The sequence below is a fragment of the Flavobacterium sp. UBA5153 genome, from assembly GCA_002413745.1.
In the GTDB taxonomy this organism is placed as follows: Bacteria; Bacteroidota; Bacteroidia; order Flavobacteriales; family Flavobacteriaceae; genus Flavobacterium.
In genome coordinates this window covers 20,043-43,266 of sequence record DHXP01000018.1, presented here as the reverse complement: position 1 = coordinate 43,266, position 23,224 = coordinate 20,043, and the positions used below count along the sequence as shown (strand labels likewise).

At 34.7% G+C, this 23,224-nt stretch carries 18 protein-coding genes; 9 read left to right on the top strand and 9 right to left on the bottom strand.

The annotated features are described in order from the left end of the window. Position 1: 1 nt before the first annotated feature. From ileS to B2145_RS03725, 5 genes are all read right to left on the bottom strand, one after another. A complete protein-coding gene (gene ileS, locus B2145_RS03745; protein ID WP_291098413.1) occupies positions 2-3,481 on the bottom strand; it encodes an isoleucine--tRNA ligase in 3,480 nt (1,159 codons plus the stop codon). A gap of 241 nt (positions 3,482-3,722) precedes the next feature. After that, positions 3,723-4,436, bottom strand: a complete 714-nt coding sequence (gene recO, locus B2145_RS03740) for a DNA repair protein RecO (RefSeq protein ID WP_291098410.1) — start codon at positions 4,434-4,436, stop codon at positions 3,723-3,725. A 74-nt stretch (positions 4,437-4,510) separates the two neighbouring features. Then, positions 4,511-6,799, bottom strand: coding sequence for a T9SS type A sorting domain-containing protein (locus tag B2145_RS03735; protein ID WP_291098407.1), 2,289 nt, complete (start codon positions 6,797-6,799; stop codon positions 4,511-4,513). A 159-nt stretch (positions 6,800-6,958) separates the two neighbouring features. Continuing rightward, complete coding sequence (gene gdhA, locus B2145_RS03730) at positions 6,959-8,302, bottom strand: NADP-specific glutamate dehydrogenase (protein ID WP_291098403.1); 1,344 nt, start codon at positions 8,300-8,302, stop codon at positions 6,959-6,961. Between the two features lie 118 nt (positions 8,303-8,420). Beyond that, a complete protein-coding gene (locus tag B2145_RS03725; protein ID WP_291098401.1) occupies positions 8,421-8,588 on the bottom strand; it encodes a hypothetical protein in 168 nt (55 codons plus the stop codon). Between the two features lie 295 nt (positions 8,589-8,883). Here B2145_RS03725 and B2145_RS03720 point away from each other — a divergent pair, with 295 nt between their 5' ends. The 3 genes from B2145_RS03720 (at position 8,884) to B2145_RS03710 (ending at position 14,788) form a co-directional block, all read left to right on the top strand. Continuing rightward, the gene (locus tag B2145_RS03720) at positions 8,884-11,913 is read left to right on the top strand and encodes a PEP/pyruvate-binding domain-containing protein (protein ID WP_291098398.1); all 3,030 of its coding nucleotides are present in this window, start codon (positions 8,884-8,886) and stop codon (positions 11,911-11,913) included. Positions 11,914-12,051: 138 nt separating this feature from the next. Beyond that, complete coding sequence (gdhA, locus tag B2145_RS03715; protein ID WP_291098395.1) at positions 12,052-13,389, top strand: NADP-specific glutamate dehydrogenase; 1,338 nt, start codon at positions 12,052-12,054, stop codon at positions 13,387-13,389. A 592-nt stretch (positions 13,390-13,981) separates the two neighbouring features. After that, complete coding sequence (locus B2145_RS03710) at positions 13,982-14,788, top strand: THC0290_0291 family protein (protein ID WP_291098393.1); 807 nt, start codon at positions 13,982-13,984, stop codon at positions 14,786-14,788. 315 nt (positions 14,789-15,103) lie between these two features. Here B2145_RS03710 and B2145_RS03705 read toward each other — a convergent pair whose 3' ends face one another. Next, the gene (locus B2145_RS03705) at positions 15,104-15,559 is read right to left on the bottom strand and encodes a DinB family protein (protein ID WP_291098391.1); all 456 of its coding nucleotides are present in this window, start codon (positions 15,557-15,559) and stop codon (positions 15,104-15,106) included. A gap of 73 nt (positions 15,560-15,632) precedes the next feature. Here B2145_RS03705 and B2145_RS03700 point away from each other — a divergent pair, with 73 nt between their 5' ends. The 5 genes from B2145_RS03700 to B2145_RS03680 all read left to right on the top strand — a co-directional run bounded on the left by B2145_RS03700 (position 15,633) and on the right by B2145_RS03680 (position 19,385). Further along, positions 15,633-15,983, top strand: coding sequence for an arsenate reductase family protein (locus B2145_RS03700; RefSeq protein ID WP_291098389.1), 351 nt, complete (start codon positions 15,633-15,635; stop codon positions 15,981-15,983). Beyond that, complete coding sequence (locus B2145_RS03695; protein ID WP_291098386.1) at positions 15,983-16,882, top strand: DMT family transporter; 900 nt, start codon at positions 15,983-15,985, stop codon at positions 16,880-16,882. The genes B2145_RS03700 and B2145_RS03695 overlap by 1 nt, the downstream gene beginning before the upstream one ends. A gap of 91 nt (positions 16,883-16,973) precedes the next feature. Next, positions 16,974-17,834, top strand: a complete 861-nt coding sequence (locus B2145_RS03690) for a YicC/YloC family endoribonuclease (RefSeq protein WP_291098383.1) — start codon at positions 16,974-16,976, stop codon at positions 17,832-17,834. Positions 17,835-17,917: 83 nt separating this feature from the next. After that, a complete protein-coding gene (gene gmk / locus B2145_RS03685) occupies positions 17,918-18,493 on the top strand; it encodes a guanylate kinase (protein WP_291098380.1) in 576 nt (191 codons plus the stop codon). Between the two features lie 22 nt (positions 18,494-18,515). Continuing rightward, complete coding sequence (locus tag B2145_RS03680) at positions 18,516-19,385, top strand: helix-turn-helix transcriptional regulator (protein WP_291098377.1); 870 nt, start codon at positions 18,516-18,518, stop codon at positions 19,383-19,385. A gap of 196 nt (positions 19,386-19,581) precedes the next feature. On the opposite strand, the gene B2145_RS03675 is transcribed toward B2145_RS03680, so the two are convergent. Both B2145_RS03675 and B2145_RS03670 read right to left on the bottom strand, forming a co-directional pair. Beyond that, positions 19,582-20,379, bottom strand: coding sequence for a hypothetical protein (locus B2145_RS03675; protein WP_291098374.1), 798 nt, complete (start codon positions 20,377-20,379; stop codon positions 19,582-19,584). A 183-nt stretch (positions 20,380-20,562) separates the two neighbouring features. After that, positions 20,563-21,144: a DUF4468 domain-containing protein gene (locus tag B2145_RS03670; protein WP_291098371.1), complete on the bottom strand. Its 582-nt coding sequence runs from the start codon at positions 21,142-21,144 to the stop codon at positions 20,563-20,565. 348 nt (positions 21,145-21,492) lie between these two features. Here B2145_RS03670 and nadD point away from each other — a divergent pair, with 348 nt between their 5' ends. Continuing rightward, positions 21,493-22,116 (top strand): nicotinate (nicotinamide) nucleotide adenylyltransferase, encoded by a 624-nt coding sequence (gene nadD, locus B2145_RS03665; protein WP_291098368.1) that lies wholly within the window; start codon positions 21,493-21,495, stop codon positions 22,114-22,116. A 142-nt stretch (positions 22,117-22,258) separates the two neighbouring features. On the opposite strand, the gene B2145_RS03660 is transcribed toward nadD, so the two are convergent. Next, a complete protein-coding gene (locus tag B2145_RS03660; RefSeq protein WP_291098365.1) occupies positions 22,259-23,155 on the bottom strand; it encodes a LysR family transcriptional regulator in 897 nt (298 codons plus the stop codon). Positions 23,156-23,224: the final 69 nt, after the last annotated feature.

The following is a 23,224-nucleotide window of genomic DNA, read 5'->3' as shown; positions in this document are numbered from 1 at the left end:
GTTATTTTGTAATTGATATTTTTGTTTTTATTTCGTCGAATTCTATTTCGGTTCCGTTGATTATAGTGTCTTCAAAAACCAATATTTCCGTTAACGTTTCCGATTTAATATATGCTTCATTTGCTTCTACAGCTTTTTCTAAAGCTGAATTTTTTTGCAAATGTACTTTAATTTTATCAGTTACTTCAAATCCCGAATCTTTTCTTATATTCTGAATTCTGTTGACTAATTCTCTGGCAATTCCTTCTTGTTTTAATTCCTCCGAAATCGTGATGTCCAGCGCAACCGTTATTCCGTTTGAATTGGCAACCAGCCAGCCTTCAATATCTTGCGAAGAAATTTCAACGTCTTCCAGCGATAAAATTATGCTATTTCCGGCAATAACAAGCATTAGGCTTCCTTCTCTCTCCAATTGGTTGATTTGTTCTTGAGAAAATTGTTGTATCTCATTGGAAATCAACTTTATATCTTTTCCGAACCGTGGTCCAAGTGCCTTGAAATTCGGTTTAATTTGTTTCACCAAAATCCCGGAAGCATCGTCCAAAAGTACGATTTCCTTGACATTAACTTCCGCTTTTATGAGGTCGGAAACCGCCTCAATTTCAGCACGCTGACCCTCGTCAAGTATTGGTATCATTATCTTTTGCAGTGGTTGACGCACCTTGATCATCTCCTTTTTTCGAAGGGATAAAACCAGCGATGAAATGGTCTGTGCTTTCTGCATTTTGCTCTCTAACGATTTATCAACAAAGTTTTCAACTGAAACCGGAAATTCTGCCAAATGTACACTATCGTATTTTTCGGTATGTGTTGCCAAAATTAAATCTCTGTAAAGCTTGTCCATAAAGAACGGGGCGATTGGCGCACCTAGTTTGCTTATGGTCAATAAACAAGTATATAAGGTTTGATATGCCGCGATTTTATCCTGTGCATATTCCCCTTTCCAGAAACGACGACGACACAAACGAACGTACCAGTTACTCAAATTTTCCTGTACAAATTCCGAAATCGCACGAGCCGCTTTTGTGGGTTCATAATCCGCATACGCATCATCAACCACTTTTATCAAAGTATTCAATTCAGAAATAATCCACTGGTCGATTTCCGGTCTTTCGTTTAACGGAATCTCGTCTTCGGCATATTTAAAATTATCGAGATTGGCATACAAAGCAAAAAACGAATAGGTATTGTATAATGTTCCAAAGAATTTACGACGAACCTCGGCAATTCCTTCCAAATCAAATTTCAAATTGTCCCAAGGATTCGCGTTGGAAATCATATACCAACGGGTGGCATCTGGACCATATTCATTCAATGTTTCGAATGGATCGGCGGCATTTCCTAAACGTTTAGACATTTTTTGTCCGTTTTTATCCAAAACCAAACCGTTGGAGACCACGTTTTTATAAGCCACTTTATCGAAAACCAAAGTTGCAATAGCGTGTAAAGTATAAAACCAACCGCGTGTTTGATCCACTCCTTCGGCAATAAAATCAGCAGGAAAATCTTTGTTTTCGTCTATTTTATCTTTGTTTTCGAAAGGATAATGCCATTGTGCATAAGGCATTGCGCCGGAATCAAACCAAACGTCAATCAAGTCAGCTTCACGTTTCATTGGTTTTCCGGAAGCAGAAACCAAGGTGATTTCATCGACTACATTTTTATGCAAGTCAATTAAATCATAATTTGCTTCGTCCATATTTCCAATTTCGAAACCTTTGAAAGGATTTGTTTTTTGGAAACCTGCCGCTATTGATTTTTCGATTTCATTGTATAATTCTTCCACGGAACCTATAAGGATTTCTTCGGTGCCTTCTTCGGTTCTCCAAATTGGCAATGGAATTCCCCAAAAACGAGAACGCGATAAATTCCAATCGTTGGCATTTTTCAACCAATTCCCAAAACGACCTTCTCCGGTTGCTTTTGGCTTCCAGTTGATGGTTTCGTTCAATTCGAACATACGATCGCGAACTTTAGTAATTTCTATAAACCAAGAATCCAGCGGATAATATAAAATAGGTTTGTCCGTCCTCCAACAATGTGGATAACTGTGTACATATTTCTCTACTTTGAAGGCTTTATTTTCTTCTTTTAATTGAATGGCAATTTCAACGTCTACTGAGCGTTCTGGCGCTTCACCTTCATTATAATATTCGTTTTTTACATATTTCCCAGAATAACTCCCCAAACCTTGAATAAATTTACCTTGCAAATCTACCAATGGAACTGGGTTTCCGTTTTCGTCCAAAACCAACATTGGCGGCACTTCTGGAATTGCTTCCTTAGCCACTTTCGCATCATCTGCACCAAATGTTGGAGACGTGTGTACAATTCCAGTCCCGTCTTCGGTGGTAACAAAATCTCCTGAAATCACTCGGAAAGCATTTTCTGGATTTTGGTATGGCAAAACGAATGGCAATAATTGTTCGTAACGAATTCCAACTAAATCAGCTCCTTTGCATTCTGCAAGAACTTGATACGGTATTTTTCCCGCCTTGCCGGCAGGCAGGTTGTCGCCTTCCTTGAAATTCTCAAAATCAGATGGTTCAGTACTTTCGAAAAATCCTTTCGAAAATTGTTTACCAACCAAATTTTTAGCCAAAATAACTGAAGTCGGTCGGAACGTATATTGATTGAATGTTTTTACTAAAACGTATTCGATTCTTGGACCAACGGTCAAAGCCGTATTACTTGGCAATGTCCAAGGCGTTGTTGTCCATGCCAAAAAATAGATTTCTTCTAAATCTAAGACTTCTAATTTGTAGTGTTGTAAGTTTTTTGAAGTGATGTAATCATAAAATTTAGAAAACAATAGTTCTCTGTGCTCTTCAATAACCTTAAATTGAGCCACAACCGTGGTATCCGTAACGTCTCTATAACTTCCCGGTTGGTTGACTTCGTGTGAACTTAATCCCGTTCCCGCTTTTGGAGAATACGGCTGGATGGTATAGCCTTTATACATCAAATCCTTGTTGTAGATTTGTTTCAAAAGCCACCAAACACTTTCCATATATTTGGATTTGTAGGTAATGTATGGATCTTCCATATCAACCCAATAGCCCATTTTTTCGGTCAAATCGTTCCACGCATCGGTATAACGCATGACCGTTTTTTTGCAGGCTTCGTTGTATTCTTCGATGGAAATTGTTTTTCCAATGTCTTCTTTGGTAATGCCTAATGCTGCCTCGGTACCTAATTCTACTGGTAAACCGTGAGTATCCCAACCTGCTTTACGCTTTACTTGGAATCCTTTTTGGGTTTTATAACGGCAAAATATATCTTTAATCGCACGTGCCATCACGTGGTGAATTCCCGGCAATCCATTTGCCGAAGGCGGACCTTCAAAAAAAACGAATGGTGGGTTGCCTTCACGGGTGGTTACACTTTTCTCGAATATGTTTTCTTTTTTCCAAAAATCAAGCACTTCCGATGCAACTGTTGGCAAGTTAAGTCCTTTGTATTCAGTAAATTTTATGCTCATTTTATCCTTTTCTTAAATCGTGGTGCGAAAGTAAGGAATTTTGATTTATTGACCACAAATTTCACGATTTTTTGTTTGCCACAAAGAACCAAAGACACAAAGTTTCAAAAGAATAAAATCAAAATTTCAATATGTGATAGAAATGAACCTATGAATATTGAATGAAAAAGAATCTGAATATTTCACTTGGCAGAAATTAAACTTAAACTTTGCGTCTTTGGGTCTTTGTGGCGAATTGTTTTCAAGAAAAAACTTCTTTCAGAACCTCCAAGGATTTTGGTTTTCTGAATCCGTCAAGATGAACGCTGTAGTAATCAATCAAAATTTTCAACACGATTTGCCTTTCGATAACGTGAAAGGTTTTCTGGTCGTTGTCAAATTTCAAATTGATTAGTTTTTTAAAGAGGGTAGTTTCGTGTTCGGTTAGTGAACCGATGCCGTGAAATGGTGTAAAAACACCTTCATTTGTGTCGAAAAAAGGGAATTCCATTTCGGAAATATCAGGATAAAACCCTAAATATTTCGTAATTTCCAGCATTAAAATCAAATGAAAATTAGCGGTTTCATCGTGATTGTCGAGCCATTGCAACGCCGTTTCCAAGAAGGCAAAAAGGTGTTCGTTTTTTTCTTCTTCGTGAATGGAATGGTGCAAAATTTCGGAAATAAACATCACGATCGTGCTTTTGAAAACATCCGAATGTATGGATTGAAACGGAGTGGCAATTTTAATTTCCTTGAAATTCTCCAAGGTTCCCTTGTTTTTGTGAACAGCTTCGATTTCGAGAATGGTCAACGGCTGGAAATAAGCAATTTTCTGATTTGATTTTCGGGAGGAAAAAGCATCGCGGACAAAATAGGATTTTAAGCCGTGTGATTGCGTAAAACATTTTACAATCAAGCTTTTCTCTTGGTATTTTATGGATGAAATTACGATGGCTTTGGTTTTTACTAACATATTTTAGTTTAAAGTTTAAAGTTTAAAGTTTCAGGTTGGAATAACAAACCATAAACTCAAAACAACAAACCATTTTATCGAATTATCATTACTTTTTTTACTTTGGTTTCCACTCCGTCTTGTGCCGAAACAAAAATTATGTACACGCCCGACGCTACTTTATATTTCCCAAAAGCAGTCGTGTCCCATTCTATTGTTCCGCCCTCGGAAGTGGTTTCATAAACCAGATTGCCTTCAATATCCGTGATTTTTATATTGGCTTTGTTTAATAATCCCGTAATTTTCACGGTTCCTTCATATTCTGGTCGCACAGGATTTGGGTAAACATATACATTGCTCAAATCATCACTGGACGCCGTTGCTGTCCCCTCGAAAGAAACCAAACCTTTGGCCGTGGCTATAAAAACTTCACCCGTTGCGCTGTTGATGTCAATGTCATTTATAATATCGCTCGGCAATGGCGAATTGTTTATCGTGAAATGATAGATGGTTTTTTGTCCGTTTGGGGAGACCAAAAACACACCGGAATCTGCTGTGCCAATCCATTTGTTATTGGCTCCATCGACAACAATATCAGTAATAAATTGTTCGTACAGTAATTCTTGGGCAAGGTTATCTTCCAAGATAATTATGGAATTGGTCTTCAATTGGTCTTCGGTTTGAAAACTGCTAACATTGGGCAATATTCGTAATCCTTTTGTCGTCCCTATCCAAAGTTGGCTTCTGTTATCTACTGCAACTGCCCTGACATCTGCAATGGGTAAATTTCCAGTGCCAGTACCTATCGTGATTTTTTTGAATTTATTGCTATTTTCATTAAAACCTATGACACCATCCCGATTTGTGGCTAGCCATTTTGTGCCATTTTTATCGATTGCCATTCTTCCAAAACTGTTGTCTTCACTTGAATCCAGAATGTTGTCCATAGAAAAACTTTGCCACTGTCCGTCTGTTTTTAATTCTTTTAACCCGTTTTTTATTCTGCTGTTGGTAACCCAAAGATTTCCTGATTTATCGAATGCGGCTTCGTTTATTCTAACATCAATGTAACTTGGACCAGAAAATGTTAATGATTCCAGTCCGCTATTGGATTGATTATACAAAAATGTGGGTTCGTTATTTTCGATTTTTAGCAAACCCGAAAAAAAGGAACTGGCATAAACTTCGTTTTCATTATTGGGATTCACGGTAATTCTGGATATTGATTTGGCCCCAAATACTTTTTCGTAGGGAATATTCAACCATCCCGTTGCACTGAATTTGCTTATGCCATAACTGTCCAATGGATACGGGTTGTAAGAAACGTCATAATCGCCATAGACGGCCCAGAGCGAGATAGAAGAAGTTTGAAGCGCAAATATATTATTTCTTGAAGGTCCAGTTGGAGTACTATTTTCAAAAGTTGTAGCCGTCGAAATTGTGGTGGTTATCAATCCGTTTTCTTTTGTGCCAATATAAAGTGCATCGCCAATGCTTGTTGCGCAGGTAAAACTGGGATTGCCCTCCGGAATTTGGTTGCTGTCTATTTGGCGTACCAATGCCATTTGAGTATTGTAAACATACACACTGGCTGGTGTGGTTATTATTAAATAATTACCGGTCGCTCTCATATCGACAGCAGCTTGTGAAAGGGCCAAATATCCAATAAAAGAATTGGAGGTCGTATTGAATTTGTGGATATATCCCGAAGTATTTATGGCTATAAGTTCTGTGTCGAAAGTCTCAATGCTTGACCAACTCCCGGAAGCAACTTGTTCCCATTGGCCATAATCGATTAAGTTCTTGCTGGAAATATCAGCCCTTCTGATACCATTGTTTGTAGACGCATAAATAGATCCATTATATATCGCGGTTTGCGTAACACTTATTTCAGCTCCATTATCACCAATAAAATAGGTGTCCCCAAACTGCATCGTGGCCAGATTGAATTGAACGATTCCAAAATCACAGGAAACATAAATAATCCCTTTATATTCCATAAAATGGTTGATTTTTTTAATGTTTGAAGGAAGTTGTTTGTTGACAATATCGACCACGTTTAACATACTGCCATCGGCCTCGTTGATTACTGTCATCAGCCCATTTTCGTATCCAACAAGTGTTTTATTGGATGATGCACTATAATACAGTGACGCTATTGTTTGGCCCGAAAGTCCATCGATGGTATTGGTCGTTTTGAGCTGGTTTGTCGTTGTGTTTTTGGAAAACAACGCATTTTCGGAAGCTGCAAAAATGTTTGTTGGTGATACTGATAAATCCTTAATATCATTATAGGAAAAATAGCCTTGCCACAACAGGTTGTTTTGGGCAAAATTCAATTGCATCGTAATTAGAAACACAAAATACAGAAGCCCTTTTTTCATTATTTACATCAATTCCAGTTCACAAATATAGTGCAAACGAAAGTAATGGATTTTTGTTACACAAAAAAATGCCTCCAATCCAATCCCGAAGAATCGAGACGAAAGAAGGCATTTTATTTTTAACTCCATCTCCTTTGGAAATAGCCAGAATAAGGTTCTTTAAACTACTCCTTGAGCCAGCATGGCATCAGCCACTTTAACAAATCCTGCGATATTCGCTCCTTTTACATAATCAACATAACCATTGGAGTCTGATCCATATTTTACACATGAAGCGTGAATGTTGAGCATAATTTCTTTTAATTTTTGATCTACTTCTTCGGAAGTCCAACTCAATCTTAAAGAGTTTTGAGACATTTCCAGTCCTGAAGTTGCAACTCCTCCCGCATTTGATGCTTTTCCTGGAGAAAACAATAGTTTTGCTTTTTGGAAAACAATTACGGCGTCTGGTGTGGTAGGCATATTGGCTCCTTCGGTTACACAGATACAACCGTTTGCAACAAGCATTTTCGCTTCGTCCTCGTTCAATTCATTTTGAGTGGCACATGGCAATGCAACATCACATTTTACTTCCCATGGACGTTTTCCTGCGATATATTTTGCATTAGGATATTTAGTGATATAATCACTAATTCTGCCTCTTAGTTCGTTTTTAATTTCCATTACGTAGGACAATTTATCTGCATCAATTCCATCTGCATCATGAATATATCCTGCAGAATCAGACATTGTGACTACTTTGCCTCCCAGTTGGGTTGCTTTCTCAACCGCATATTGCGCCACGTTTCCAGAACCTGAAACAACAACTGTTTTTCCTGAAAAACTATCTCCTTTTGTAGCCAACATACTTTGTGCAAAATACACTGCACCATATCCTGTTGCTTCGGGTCTAACCAAAGATCCTCCAAAAGAAATTCCTTTACCGGTCAAAACTCCCGTGAATTCGTTTCTTAATCTTTTGTATTGACCAAACATATAACCAACTTCTCTTCCTCCAACACCAATGTCTCCGGCAGGAACGTCAGTATTTGCGCCAATGTGTTTAGACAGTTCCGTCATAAATGCTTGACAAAAACGCATCACTTCATTGTCTGATTTTCCTTTTGGCTCAAAATCGGCTCCTCCTTTTCCACCACCCATAGGCAATGTGGTTAGGCTGTTTTTGAAAGTTTGCTCGAAAGCCAGAAATTTCAAAATACTTAAATTTACCGAAGGATGAAAACGAATTCCTCCTTTGTATGGCCCGATGGCCGAATTCATCTGGATACGGTATCCTCTGTTTACCTGAGTTTCTCCTTTATCATCAATCCAAACTACTCGAAAAATGATGATTCGATCTGACTCGACCATTCTTTCCAAAAGCATTTTGTTTTGGTATCTTTTATTTTCTTCAATAAAAGGAATTACTGTTTCAGCAACTTCCATAACTGCTTGCATAAACTCCGGCTCGTTCGGGTTTTTTTTCGCAACCGCTTCAATAAAATTGGCAATACTTTGTGACATGATGATTAGATTATTAACGTTTAAGAAAACGTTTTCGTTAGTGTGTACAAATATACATTTTATAAGAATAATTCTAATTAATTTTAGGTATTCTTCACAGGGCAAACGCATGAGTTTTTTAACTAATTCCTACTAATTTTTCTAGATAGCTATTACTCCAGCCTATTTTTAGTCGTTTTCCTTTAATTCCTAATTTTGAAGATTTATCATTTTTTAAAATATTTATTCCAATTTTTGTTATTAAGGAAAAGTTTTGATCTGCATTTTCATTTCTCTTTCTACTCATATTCTCGCCAAATGCAACATCAAGAGTCCAATGTAATTTGTTTTCTATACTCCAATGAGACCTTATAACTTGTTGAAAAAAGAGGAGTTCCCCTCTGTGCTAGAGATATAATATATTATTTGCCTTTCTATTTCTTTGTCGCTATTTTTAAATTCACGAACCCATCTATAATAAAATTTTGAATAAAAAGGAAAAAGCTGTTTTTAAAGTAACAGTTTTTTTGTTTAAACTAACTTAAAATGCTAAACATTAATGCTAAAATTGATAACTTGCACTTGTAATAAAAAATTAAAGGATGAACGCTAATTTACCAGATTTAAAATCCTATGTGTTTGAAGAAGTGGCCTTTGAACAATTAATGTATAATAGAATTAATAAAGTATTGATAGTTTGTTCTAACTACGATTATTATATGTTAGAAGAAGATGGAAGAATAGACGAACGTATTTTTAATGAGTATATAGCTTTAAATTTAAGATATCCGCCAAATTTTATTCACGCCAATTCAGCAAGAAGAGCTATAATAGCACTTAATACCAATAAAATAGACCTAGTAATAACTTGGTTAGATTTTGGCGATTACAAGGTCTTTGAAACATCGGAACAAATAAAAGAAGCATTTCCAAATGTTCCTATTGTCGCATTAAGTCATTACTCTTCTCAATTAAGAGAAAAAGTAAATAAGGCAAATGCAGGTATAATTGATTTTGTTTTTCATTGGAATGGTAACGTAGATATTTTTTTAGCCATAATTAAACTTACCGAAGATAGAATGAATGCCGAAAAAGACATCAATGAAATTGGTGTAAAAGCTATTCTATTGGTTGAAGATTCATTTCGATTTTACTCTAGATATTTACCGTTAATTTATAAGGTTCTTTTAAAGCAAACACGGTCTTTTATGTCTGAAGGATTAAATGAACATAGAGCAATGATGCTTATGCGGGGTAGGCCAAAAATATTATTAGCCACTTCCTTTGAAGAGGGCGTAAATTTATTCGAAAAATACAAACACAATCTTTTAGGTGTAATATCAGATGTAAGTTATTTTAAAGGTGGAAAACGAGATCCTGAAGCTGGATTTGAATTTTTAAAGTATGCGCGGAAATATAAGCGATACTTTCCCGTATTAATTCAATCTTCAGACAGTAAAAATGAAAAAAGGGCATTAGAACTTAAAGGTAAATTTTTATACAAACATTCTGAGACATTAGGTGATGAAATTAAGAAATACATCACAAAGTATTTTTCCTTCGGGGATTTTGAATTTTGGAATCCTGTGACTATGAAAATTGAAGCAACAGTAAAAGATTTAAATAATTTTCAAAAAGTTTTAAGTACAGTTTCTTCGGAGTCAATTATTTACCATGCAACACGTAGTGAGTTTTCTAAATGGCTTAGATCTAGAGCACTTTTTCCTCTGGCAGATTTATTTAGCAAAATTGAATACGATGATTTTGAAGATGTAGAAGATGTACGAGAATTTTTAATTAAATCTATAAAAGCCTATCGTGTTTATAGATCTCGTGGAGTTATTGTAAAATTTAATAAATATAAATACGATGAGTATTTAGGTTTTGCCAGAATTGGAGAAGGTTCATTAGGAGGAAAAGGAAGAGGTTTAGCATTTATAGATTCTTTCTTAAAGCGCAACAAACTATTTAATAAATACAAAGATGTATCCATATCAATCCCTCGTACAGTTGTTTTAAGTACAGAGGTTTTTGATCAATTTATGGAAGAGCATAATTTAATAAATTTTGTTGCCAACTGTAATAATGACGAAGAAATTTTAAAAGAATTTATATCAAAACCCTTACCAAAATGGGTGTTAGACGATATTCTAGCCTTTTTAAAAACAACTAATTCACCAATTGCTATTCGTTCTTCAAGTGTTTTGGAAGATTCACATTATCAACCATTTGCAGGGGTTTTTGCAACTTATATGATATCAAAATCAGAACCGTTAAAAATGGTTCAAATGGCTTCAGATGCTATAAAATCTGTAATGGCATCGGCTTTTTTTCAAGCCAGTAAAGCCTATTTAAAATCCATTTCTCATACTATTGAAGAGGATAAAATGGCAGTTATTTTACAAGAAGTTATAGGCAAACAATATGATGATGTCTATTATCCAAATATATCTGGTGTAGCCCGATCCATTAATTTTTATCCTATTGGAAATGAAAAACCAAACGAAGGAATAGCACATATTGCTTTGGGATTAGGCGAAATAGTTGTTGGAGGCGGTAAAACGTTACGATTTTCTCCATTTCATCCTAAAAAAGTATTACAACTTTCTTCTCCGGGATCTGCACAAAGAGACACGCAACAGTTTTTTTATGGTTTAGATATGAATCCAGACAGCTATGTTGTTTCAACCAGCGAATCCATAAATAAGAAGAAAATAACTATTAGAAATGCAGAAAAACATGGGTCTTTAAAATTTGTTGCATCAACCTATGATTTGCAAAATAATATTATAAAACCAGGTATTTTACATGACGGAATACGTGTAATAACTTTTGACCAAGTGTTAAAGTACGGCACCTTTCCTTTAGCTGAAATTTTACAAGATTTATTGCGAATTGGACAACGAGAAATGCGTAATCCAATAGAGATTGAATTTGCTGTTAAATTAGATGTTCCTGAAGGGCAACCAAAAGAATTTAGTTTTTTACAAATTAGACCAATTGTAGAAACAAATGATAGTTTAAGTAAATTGCCAGAAAATTTTGAAAATAAAGACACCATAATTTATTCGGAATCTGCTCTTGGGAATGGTAAATATGATGATATTCAAGATTTTGTTTATGTAAAGCCAGAAACTTTTAATCCTGCAAATACTAGAGAAATTGCAAAATTTGTAGAAGAAATGAACAAAAAGTTTATTGCAGAAAATAAAAATTACATATTGGTTGGACCTGGACGCTGGGGGAGCAGTGACCCTTGGTTAGGGATTCCAGTAATTTGGTCTCAAATTTCTGCTGCTAAAATAATTGTTGAATCGGGCTTAAGCAACTATAGAATAGACCCAAGTCAAGGAACACATTTTTTTCAAAACCTAACATCATTTAAGGTAGGTTATTTAACAATTAACCCATTTATAAACGAGGGTTATTTTGATTTAGAATATTTAAATAAGAAAGAAGCAATTTGTGAAAATGAATATCTTAGACATATTCATTTTAAAAAACCATTAACTATTATTATTGAAGGCAAAAAAAACAAGGCAGTAATTTTTAAAGAAGAATATGTTTTGAAGGATATTCAAATAGATGAAAATCAAAGTTTAGAAGATCAACCTCCAGGAGGTTTTATGTAATTAGCAATTAAGTAACAAAATTCAACTAAATAATATTGATAATAATAAAAAACACAGCTTTTTTTAAGGATAATTAAAAAAAATATCTGAAATTTGTTATCTAATAAAATAAAAACAAGCATTTAATACCTATAAATTATGATTGTAAAAGATATTCTAAACAGTTTAGAGGCTAAACATCCAGGAGAGCAAGAATACTTGCAGGCGGTACAAGAAGTGTTAGAGTCTATTGAAACCATGTATAATGAAAACCCACAATACGAAGCAGCTAAAATTGTTGAAAGAATTGTAGAGCCAGATCGTATTTTAACCTTTAGAATTTCTTGGGTAGATGATAGCGGGAATGTACAAACTAATCTAGCCTATAGAGTTCAATTTAATAATGCAATTGGTCCATACAAAGGAGGAATTCGTTTACACCCAAGTGTTAATTTAAGTATTCTTAAATTTTTAGGTTTCGAACAAATCTTTAAAAATGCATTGACTACGTTACCAATGGGTGGCGCAAAAGGAGGTTCAGATTTTAATCCAAAAGGAAAATCGGATAACGAAATTATGCGTTTTTGCCAAGCTTATATGTTAGAATTATGGAGATTTATAGGTCCAAGTACAGACGTTCCAGCAGGTGATATTGGTACAGGAGGTAGAGAAATTGGTTTTATGTACGGAATGTACAAAAAATTACAATCCGAAAATTCTGGAGTTTTTACTGGAAAAGGTTTAAATTGGGGAGGAAGTTTAATTAGACCAGAAGCAACAGGTTTTGGAGGCGTTTACTTTACAAAAGAAATGCTAGATACCAAAAACGATACTTTTAAAGGTAAAATAGCTACACTTTCAGGTTTTGGAAATGTTACTTGGGGAGCAGCCCTAAAATTAACTGAATTTGGCGTAAAAGTTGTTACCATTTCTGGACCTGATGGTTATATTTATGATGAAAAAGGTTTAGATGCTGAAAAAATTGACTACCTATTAATGTTAAGAGCTTCTAACAACGATATCGTTTCTCCATACGCAGAAGAATTTCCAGAAGCAAAATTTTATCCAGGTGAAAAACCTTGGGGAGTTAAATGTGATATAGCAATGCCTTGTGCAACTCAAAATGAGTTAAATGGTGATGATGCAGTTAAATTAATTGCAAACGGTGTAAAATATGTTGCGGAACTTTCTAATATGGGATGTACTCCGGAAGCTATTCATGCATTACAAAAAGCAAAAGTTATGTATGCACCAGGAAAAGCAGTAAATGCTGGTGGTGTTGCAGTTTCTGGTTTAGAAATGTCTCAAAATGCAATGAAACTTAATTGGACAAAAGATGAGGTTGATGCTAAATTGGTTCAAATTATGACTTCAATTCATACTGCTTGTATTAAGTATGGTACAGAAAACGATGGTTATATTAACTATGTGAAAGGAGCTAATATTGCTGGATTTATAAAAGTTGCAGACGCAATGTTAGATCAAGGAGTAATATAGTTCTTTTAAATGTCTAGTCCTAAAAAACCGATACAGGATTAATAAAAAATAAAAGTACAATTTTTAGACAGTAGTAAGCAAATGTTTACTACTGTTTTTTGTTTTTATATTATGTCCTGTCCTGAAATAACATTAAGTTAATATCCTAAGATATGCAAGTTAGTTTTATGAAATAATATTCAAAACAACATCGTGCTTTTTTAAAATATTTAACCTTTTACAAAACTTATGAGGGATTGTTTTATAGAAAAATCAAAAAAAATCAATATTTAGAACCCACCTATACAATATAAGTAATTGGAACGATTTGTTGTCGTATTATTAAAACTATTTAATTATTTGTTTTTCAATTAATTAAGGCAATTTGTTTAAATGTAAAACACGACATTATATCGTTTTTACTACTTATAAGAATATTTCTAATTAATTTCAAGTATTCTTCACCTGGATTTAGTCATTTTTTAATGATGAAAAGAGTTTATTTAAAATCAATATTTTCGTTTGAAAAACACAACAAACCTTATCTTTTGTTTATATAATATTCGTAATGATTGATGTTTTTATATATTTGTAAAAAAGTAATTTATTACAGATGATTCCAAAATCTATCCTATTTTTCTGTCTCCTTCTTTTTGGATTTTCAAACGTGGCTAATGCCCAATTTGGATTTTCCCATGAAATTGGTGTTATTGCGGGTCCGGTAGCTTTTCAATCGGATTATGGGGTGAGATACGATTTGTCTACAAATGCCGGTAATACCGGATACGGAATTGGTATTATCCACTATTTGAATTTTTCATACAAAGCAGATTGTAACTGCTATACTCCTGATACTTATTTTAACGATCACTTTAAATTAAGAAGTGAATTGTCTTATAATAAAACGGAACTTAAAAATTTTGGGGAATGGGTTTCTCCGAATAGAACGGGTCTTGGTGCAGATCAATTGCGGGCAATGAGAGGAAGCACGGCCGTGACCAATATAGGAATGCAACTGGAATATTTCCCTTGGAGCATTCGTGACTTTACATCAAGAATTGAAAGTTGGGGACCGTTTATAAGTCTTGGAGGGCAATTTTGCTTTTATAATGCAAAAGCCTCTTCAACAATGGGCCCTTTGGGAACGCCTTTAACAACATTTCCCAAATATTTAGTTCCATCGGAGGGACGTCCTTATGGGTTTTCTACCGAAGGAGGTTCAGTTTGGTCTATAGTTTCAAGTGTGGGAACTCGATATAAACTTGCTCCCTTATCTGACTTGATGGTAGATTTAAGATTCCAATATTATTTTTCGGACTGGGTTGATGGAATTAACCAAAATAAAGCCCTTTTTAAGGAAAATAAAGCCAATGACTGGTTGGTTTGGTTCAATGTGGGTTACATTTATTACTTGCAATAGTGAAAAACAATTATAAACAAAAAGCCCGATTTTCTCAAATCGGGCTTTTTGTTTTTTATTACAATGCTTGTTTTAAATCTTCGATTAAATCTTCCGCGTCTTCAATACCAACAGTTTTTCGCCCAATGCCCTCCGTGTATGGCTTTAGTATTGAATTTCATTTGGAATTTTTTTTGTAAAAATAATTTAGTTTGTGCCACGAAGGCACAAAGATTTGTAAACCTCAAAGGTTTTCAAAACCTTTGAGGTTTGTTATCGTTGTAAATTTATGGAAGCTGCAAGAAAAAAGTTGTTTTATTTGGAAACAATTCGCCTTTATAAAAACTTCCTAATACCCATCATAACTCCAATATGCAAACCTTCGTGAAAGTAATTGAACGCCATCGCATCTTCGGCATTTTTTAAGGTAAAACCTGTTGAGGTTGGATATTCCTGGTAACTTTTGAAAACTCTGTTATTGAAATCGGTTTCAGTTTGATCAATGGTTTCAGTAAGCAAAGCCTTGATTTCATCCACTTCGGCCTGTGTTGCTTTATGTTCCGGCTTGGTTCCTTTTTTGTATTTTTCGACCATTTCGTCCGAAATCTTCATTGGCAAGTCCGATAATTTGTAAACCAGCATTTGCTGAACGACAATAATGTGGGCAATATTCCAAATTAAATTATTGCTAAAGCCTTCCGGAATGGCATTGAGTTCTTCTAAAGTATGTTTTTCTAAAAATTGTGACAGCATTTTTCTGCTCGTTCTGGTAATTTCGAATGTTCGTTGCATTTTTTAAATTTTTGATAAAAATAATCATTTTCCCCACTAAATTAATTTTCTTTGCACAAAGAAATTGCAGTTTATGAACAAAATATACTATCTCGCTTCCTGCGACACCTGCCGGAAAATCATAAAATCATTGCCAAAGAACCATAATTTGGCTTTTCACGACATCAAACAAGATCCGATCACGGTTGAAGAATTAGAGGAAATGCGGGAACTTTCGGGAAGTTACGAAGCACTTTTCAGCAAAAAAGCCCAACTCTACAAATCGATGGATTTAAAAAATAAATCCTTGACCGAAGAAGATTTCAAGAACTATATTCTGGAACATTACACGTTTTTGAGTCGACCCGTTTTTATTATTGACGGCAAAATTTACATTGGCAACAGCCAGCAAAATATGCTTCAGGTTATGAAAGCACTAGCATAATGTCAAAAAGAAATTTCGCACTCATTGGTGCCACAATAGTTTCCCTGATTTACGGAGTCACTTTTACGATTGCCAAAGACGTGATGCCAAAATATATTGACGCCTATGGTTTTATCTTGTTGCGCGCCGGCGGATCGATGATTTTGTTTTGGTTGGTTTGGGTTTTTACGAGACTGCCAAATGCTGTTCGAAACGAAAAAATAAAAAGGGAAGATTTTCCCCGAATTATTGCTGCAGCCTTTTTTGGCGTAGCGTTAAATATGCTCACTTTTTTCAAAGGATTAAGTCTTACCTCGCCCATTTCGGCATCGGTGATCATGGTGACAACCCCCATAATTGTGTTGGTTCTTTCGGCAATAATCATAAAAGAAAGGATGCAGAAACGCAAGGTTTTTGGGATTATTTTGGGCTTGATTGGCACTGCTTTTCTTATCCTTTACGGAAAATCCGTAGGAAGTGCCACGAACGCAAGTTTGGGAAATTTTCTGGTTTTTGTCAATGCGGTTTCCTACGGTTTTTACCTAATCATTGTCAAGAAATTGATGGACAAATACAATGCTTTTACCTTTGTCAAATGGATTTATTTGTTCGGCTTTTTAATGGTTTTGCCTTTTGGCTGGAGCCAATTTGATGCAGTTGTTTGGACATTGGTTCCAACGGATATTTACTGGAAAATAGGGTTTGTGGTGCTGTTTTCGACTTTCTTGACTTACTTGCTCAATTTGCTTTCGATGAGAGAATTGAAACCAACAACGGTTGCCGTTTTCATCTATTTGCAACCTTTGTTTGCCACCATTTTTGCGATTAGTTTAGGGAAAGACGAATTGAGTTGGGTAAAAATAGTTTCGGCTATTTTGATATTTGTGGGGGTGTATTTAGTAACGCAAAAGAAAGCTTAGCTTACTCAAATTTAGGCTTTGCTACCAAACTAAAAACTGAAACTGACCACTGAAATCTTTTTCTTATCTTTGAACTCTTTTAGAAAATTATATGATACAATCGATGACCGGATTTGGCAAAGCAAGCTTGCAAATGCCAACCAAAAAAATAACCGTAGAAGTAAAATCCCTGAACAGTAAAGGACTGGATTTAGGTGTGCGAATGCCTTCGACTTATCGTGAAATGGAATTGGGTTTGCGCAACCAAATCGCCTTAAAACTCGAAAGGGGAAAAGTGGATTTCTCCATTTTTATCGAAAGCACCGCCGAACAAACTTCCACGAAAGTGAACGTGCCCATCGTGAAAGCCTACATCGAACAATTAAGAGCTGTTTATGCTGATGCCGATGAAACCGAATTGATGAAAATGGCTGTCAGAATGCCCGATACAATGAAAACCGAACGGGAAGAAATCGACGAAAATGATTGGGTTCAAATTCAAACCGTTATCGAAGAAGCTTTGCAAAATATATTGAATTTCCGCAAGGACGAAGGCGCTTCTTTGGAAAAAGAATTCCAGTTGCGCATTGGCAACATTCGTCAATATATGAACGATGCCTTGGCACTCGATCCAGAACGTGTTCAGGCGATAAAAGACCGTTTGCAAACCGCAATTGCGGAGTTAAAAGTAAATGTGGACGAAAACCGTTTTGAGCAGGAATTGATTTATTACTTAGAAAAACTGGACATCACTGAAGAAAAAGTACGCTTGACCAATCATCTGGATTATTTCCTGGAAACCATCAACGGAACCGAAGCCAACGGTAGAAAACTAGGTTTCATCACCCAAGAAATGGGACGTGAAATCAACACGATGGGTTCTAAATCCAATCACGCACAAATGCAAAAATTAGTCGTTCAGATGAAAGACGAATTGGAAAAAATTAAGGAACAGGTTTTAAACGTATTGTAAAACATATTAGGTAGAGACGCGATTTATCGCGTCTTTATGCATAAAGACAGAAGTATTTATTGCGACTAGAATTAAATAACAACATGAACACAGAAGGAAAATTAATAGTGTTTTCGGCACCTTCGGGATCGGGAAAAACTACCATCGTTAGACATTTATTAGGAAAAGAAGATTTGAATCTTGAATTTTCAATTTCGGCAGCTTCTCGTGAGCCAAGAGGTGAAGAAGTAAACGGAAAAGATTATTATTTCATGTCTACCGAAGACTTTAAAAAACACATCAAAAACGAAGACTTTCTGGAATGGGAAGAAGTGTACCGCGATAATTTCTACGGAACTCTAAAAAGCGAAGTGGAACGCATTTGGGCCAAAGGAAAAAACGTGATTTTTGATATTGATGTTGCTGGCGGATTGCGAATTAAACATAAATTCCCTGAAGAAACTTTAGCCGTTTTCGTGAAGCCACCAAGCGTAGACGAACTCAAAAGAAGATTAAAGGAACGCTCTACCGAAAGTGATGACAAAATCAACATGCGTATTGCAAAAGCTTCTGTTGAGTTGGCAACAGCACCACAATTTGATGTGATTATAAAAAACTACGATTTAGATATTGCTTTGGAAGAAGCGTATCAATTGGTAAAGAATTTTGTGAAAGATTAGATCGAAAAAAGGAAAAAAATCTATGTCAAATTTTGAGCAGTTAAAGCGGCAGGTATCCATTTTGAGAGAAATTCAAAGAGTAGAATACCCTTCAGTGACTGAATTACAAAAACAATTCAATATAAAACCAGCAACTTTTAAGCGTGATATTGAAGCTATAAAACAGTTTTTTACTCCCAATTTAAGTTACGATCCTAAAGCAAAAGGATATAAAATTGACGGAGAAATCGAGGGAGAAGCTCTTTTAATCCTTGAAACTTTTGAATTACTTGCTTTTGTTCACAGTACTGATGGGGTTAATGAATTTATCATTCCCGAGAAGAGAAAAGCCACAGGTTCAGAACATTTTTTCATACTTAAAAAGTGTATAGAAGACCAAAAAGAAGTTACATTTTTACATCACAATTATGTTAATAATGAATCGGGAGAATTAAAAAAATGCTTTTTACAGCCTCTTGCTCTAAAAGAAAGTCGTGGACGTTGGTATGTTTTAGGAACTAAAGAAGATGGAACGTTCCGGTCTTATGGACTTGATAGGATAACATTATTAGAAGAAACCGGAAACAAATTCGAAAGGAAACTAAACAAGTTAGAGTTGATAAAAAAGTACAAAGATTGTTTTGCTATGTACACCTCTGAAAGCCCTGCCGAAAAGGTAATTCTGTCTTACAGCAAGGAAGAAGCTAATTACATCAAATCGTACCCAATCCTTCCCGAACAAGAAATAAAAGAAAAGAATGGACGTGTAGAGGTCACTCTCAACATTAAAATTACTGACGATTTATTTACAGAACTATTGTCTCATGCTCGTTCAATTGAAATCATTGAGCCTTTGCACTTGCGTGAAAGATTTTTCAACTATTTCAAGGAAGCAATGGAGCGGAATCAATAATTTCTTTATATGCAAAAAGCCGTAAGTGATTGACGGCTTTCAATTTACACACACATTACAGAGTGTCATCTTAAATTGTCGGAGAATCTGTTTGAATATTGCGTTGATAATTCCAATCAAATCATCTAGTTTTTTAGCTGTGATATTAAATGTCTCTTATCGTTTATATTATGGAGTTTACGTTTCTTCACCCCTACTATTGCAGTCCGTTATCATTTTTAAAATTACAAAGACCTTCCGTTCTTAAAAGACATAACTCGCATTTTGGAACTTTACTGCAAATATTTGCATAGTCTTTTGCGCCAAATATCCAAACTAAATTATCAACATAGGTTGTATTTTGTTCAATATCCTTGCAGAATTCATTGAAAATTTGAGTTGCTTGCAAAGGATTGGTTTTTAAAGGGAATAAATCCAATCGATCAGTTCCGCAAATTCTTAAAATATGTAGGTCTGGTTTAACTGACCTTACACCGACATTTCTTAAATATTCCATCGCCAAAGTGAAACCTAGTTCTTTAATTTTATATTCACTTTTAGGATTTGATAGTAATTCAGCCGTTTGTTCAGCACTATTCAAGTTAATGAAGTTGTCCATACTACCGTACTTTGTAACAATTTTTTCGAATTGTTTAATATTCTCTCTTAAATTAAGAATTTGATATTTAATTTTTCGATTACCACATTTTATTTCACGGATATTTTCCAATAAATAGTTTGTATCTGATTCTTTTAATTTTTCGGGATTGTAATCCTGAAAAATTATTTTAAGATTTTTTAGGTTTTTTGCAATACCTCCCCACGACCTTTGATTGCTTAACTGAGACAATAGAAGAGCTTTGACATGATCACTTAATGTGAATTCATGCCCTTCTCCTCGTTTTTTACTTGCATCCAACTGTCCAAATCCATCAATAATTGAATTATAGTCGATGTTATTTTGAGTTAAAGTCTTTTCAATTAGTTCAATTATTTTAATATTATTTGTTGCCATTTATAAAGTTTTAGTGACTAACATTGCTTCAAGCTTCTGATCCATCTCTACATAGCGTGTGGAGATTTTCTCCGAAGTTAGTTGTTATTTTGGAAATATAACTGGTCACGTTTCATTATTTTACCATTAATTTCCGTTGTAAATCCATTAGCATCATTTACATATCTAAAGGTATATATCAAGTTACCAATTTGATGTTTGTGATTTTACTTCGCCACTTAAATATGCATCTAAAGATTTAACTAAACCATTGTAATATTCAATATTTGTTTGAATATCTCGATAGTTATTTCTAAATGTACCATCTTCTTTGAAGATTAAATCGGATGTTTTTTCATCTAACGGCATTGAATAATAATATATTTTTGACCAACCTCCAGAAACATATTTACTAGGTTCTGTATAAGTGGTAACGCTTGAAATATCAAACTTAACTTTACCATCTTTAAAGTAAAATTCAATTTCGTATTTAGTTGAGTAATAGGTTGTCATACCCATAACCTTCATCCAAGAAATATTAGAATCCATACCTTCAATTCTAATGTAAGAGTTTTCGTTTTTGGCTAATATTACCTTTTCGGGGTTTTTGTAAGTTTCATTAATCCAACCTAATGCTTTTTGGTACAACTCCTTATCTGTTTGACCGTTTTTGTCTATTACAACATATTCAGTGAAACCTTTTTCTTTAGTAAAAGAAAATTCCTTTTCTTGACCAAAACTTACTACACTTAACATAACCATTAATCCTAAAATAATCTTCTTCATAATCTAATTTTGTTTTTTTATTAAATTGCCGCAAGTTTATAACGGCATAATCCTTCTTCGTTACAATGGTGCAAAGATATTTGTCACCAGTATCAAAACATGATACTCAAAAATAAACTTGCAAAAAACCACAAATAAAAGAAACCAAAGCATGAAAATCGGACTCTGTTTTGGCACATTCAATACTACATATCGGTAATTTAATCATTGCCATTCAGCAGAATTAGATTTCTTTGTTTTATTTATTTAAATTTACTCTCGAAAAACACTGTCATGGAGGAATTTTCTAGTGTGATTCCTCGTTCCTCGGAATGACAAACTAACTTAAGCAAACTACATTGATATATTATGAAAATAGGTCTGTATTTCGGAACGTTTAATCCCATTCATGTTGGGCATCTCATCATTGCCAATCACATGGCGGAGCACTCCGGTCTAGACCAAATCTGGATGGTGGTTACCCCACACAATCCTTTGAAGAAAAAAAGTACGTTGCTCGATGATTACCATCGTTTGCAAATGGTGCATCTTGCTACCGAGGATTTTCCAAAAATAAAACCTTCGGATATTGAGTTTAAATTAACACAACCCAATTATACTGTCAATACTTTAGTTCATCTAGAAGAAAAATATCCCAATTACAAGTTCTCGTTAATCATGGGAGGAGACAATCTCAGGTCTTTCCCTAAATGGAAAAACTACGAAGCAATTTTGGAGCATCACGAAATTTATGTTTATCCAAGGCTTGAAGCCCAAGGCTCTGCTGACGAAGCAATTTCAACCAATGCAGAAGATTTGGATTTAAAAATTTTCCAAAAATATGGGACGAAAATCCATATAATTGACGCACCGGTTGTAGAAATATCATCGACATTTATTCGGGATAATATCAAGAAAGGGAAAAATGTACAGCCGTTGTTACCAAATAAAGTTTGGGAATATATTGATCATAATAATTTTTACAAGAAGTAACTTTATTAAATACTTTTCCTAAAGTAGCCTAGAAATTTTCACACATAGCTATGCAAACTATATAAAAGCCGAGCTTCTCTTGCTTTTATTAAATAATTCTATGTTCTATGTGGTGAAAAATTAGCCTTTGTATAAACTACTATCACCCCAAAACTCTTTTCAATTCCAGTTGAATATTCTCAAAAACAGTACTCAGATTCTCATTTTTACCTGATAATAAAAATACTTCTGTACTTGGCATTTGCTTGCTGTTCCACAACAATTGGATTTTTTTTTCTGCTATTAAACTTTTCGCATTGCAATCCCAAACGACAGCGATTCCGGTGTTTTTCGAAATTATTTCCAGCATTTCATATTCGGACGGAATGATGTAATTAGGAATCATCGAAGGTCTTTTTTTATTAAAAACATGCAACCAGAACAATTTAATATGCGGAATCTGCGCATTGTGGCTGAACCATTTTTGGTCGTTTAACCAATGTTCAGTTGCCGTGAAATCCTTTATTTTGATATTGGATTTTAATTCGGAAGCATCGATAGTGTTTGAGCCAACAATCACTTGTTTAATTTCTCCGACCTTTTTCTGAATAGTGTCAAACGTGTCATATTGTTTGGTGACAACCGCAAAATCGAGTTTTTTAGAATCTACCAATTCAAAAAGCACATCGTTTTCATGAAAACTAAAATCGATAAAATCAAATTTTGAAACCAAAGCACTTCCCAAACTGCTCATCAAATGCTTTGAGATTCCAATTGAAATTAATCGATTGGCATTAAATGCTTTGGCTCGAAAACCATTCTCCACATTTTCCAGTCGATCTAACGCTTCAATGATTAAATTATTGAGTAACTTAGCGTATTCCGTTGGTTCCACACCTTTAGACTTTCGATTGAAAAGTTTATAACCTACATGCGCCTCCAACATTGATATTTGCTGACTTACAGCAGGTTGACTGATAAATAATTCTTTGGCAGCGAGAGAAAAATTGCCATTTTTATAAACGGATTTAAACGTTCTGTACCATTCCAAACTAACCATGATATAAATATATTTATCACAAACATAATTTAAATTATTTTTACTAATAGCATATTCGCGCTAAATTTG

Bases quoted from the DNA above. Each gene is read 5' to 3' on its own strand.
- recO (WP_291098410.1), bottom strand. From the start codon at position 4,436: ATGTTAGTAAAAACCAAAGCCATCGTAATTTCATCCATAAAATACCAA.
- B2145_RS03670 (WP_291098371.1), bottom strand. From the start codon at position 21,144: ATGAAGAAGATTATTTTAGGATTAATGGTTATGTTAAGTGTAGTAAGT.
- B2145_RS03690 (WP_291098383.1), top strand. From the start codon at position 16,974: ATGATACAATCGATGACCGGATTTGGCAAAGCAAGCTTGCAAATGCCA.
- B2145_RS03720 (WP_291098398.1), top strand. From the start codon at position 8,884: ATGAACGCTAATTTACCAGATTTAAAATCCTATGTGTTTGAAGAAGTG.
- gdhA (WP_291098403.1), bottom strand. From the start codon at position 8,302: ATGTCACAAAGTATTGCCAATTTTATTGAAGCGGTTGCGAAAAAAAAC.
- B2145_RS03680 (WP_291098377.1), top strand. From the start codon at position 18,516: ATGTCAAATTTTGAGCAGTTAAAGCGGCAGGTATCCATTTTGAGAGAA.
- B2145_RS03660 (WP_291098365.1), bottom strand. From the start codon at position 23,155: ATGGTTAGTTTGGAATGGTACAGAACGTTTAAATCCGTTTATAAAAAT.
- B2145_RS03675 (WP_291098374.1), bottom strand. From the start codon at position 20,379: ATGGCAACAAATAATATTAAAATAATTGAACTAATTGAAAAGACTTTA.
- B2145_RS03725 (WP_291098401.1), bottom strand. From the start codon at position 8,588: ATGAGTAGAAAGAGAAATGAAAATGCAGATCAAAACTTTTCCTTAATA.
- gmk (WP_291098380.1), top strand. From the start codon at position 17,918: ATGAACACAGAAGGAAAATTAATAGTGTTTTCGGCACCTTCGGGATCG.
- B2145_RS03705 (WP_291098391.1), bottom strand. From the start codon at position 15,559: ATGCAACGAACATTCGAAATTACCAGAACGAGCAGAAAAATGCTGTCA.
- B2145_RS03695 (WP_291098386.1), top strand. From the start codon at position 15,983: ATGTCAAAAAGAAATTTCGCACTCATTGGTGCCACAATAGTTTCCCTG.
- nadD (WP_291098368.1), top strand. From the start codon at position 21,493: ATGAAAATAGGTCTGTATTTCGGAACGTTTAATCCCATTCATGTTGGG.
- B2145_RS03710 (WP_291098393.1), top strand. From the start codon at position 13,982: ATGATTCCAAAATCTATCCTATTTTTCTGTCTCCTTCTTTTTGGATTT.
- B2145_RS03735 (WP_291098407.1), bottom strand. From the start codon at position 6,799: ATGAAAAAAGGGCTTCTGTATTTTGTGTTTCTAATTACGATGCAATTG.
- ileS (WP_291098413.1), bottom strand. From the start codon at position 3,481: ATGAGCATAAAATTTACTGAATACAAAGGACTTAACTTGCCAACAGTT.
- B2145_RS03700 (WP_291098389.1), top strand. From the start codon at position 15,633: ATGAACAAAATATACTATCTCGCTTCCTGCGACACCTGCCGGAAAATC.
- gdhA (WP_291098395.1), top strand. From the start codon at position 12,052: ATGATTGTAAAAGATATTCTAAACAGTTTAGAGGCTAAACATCCAGGA.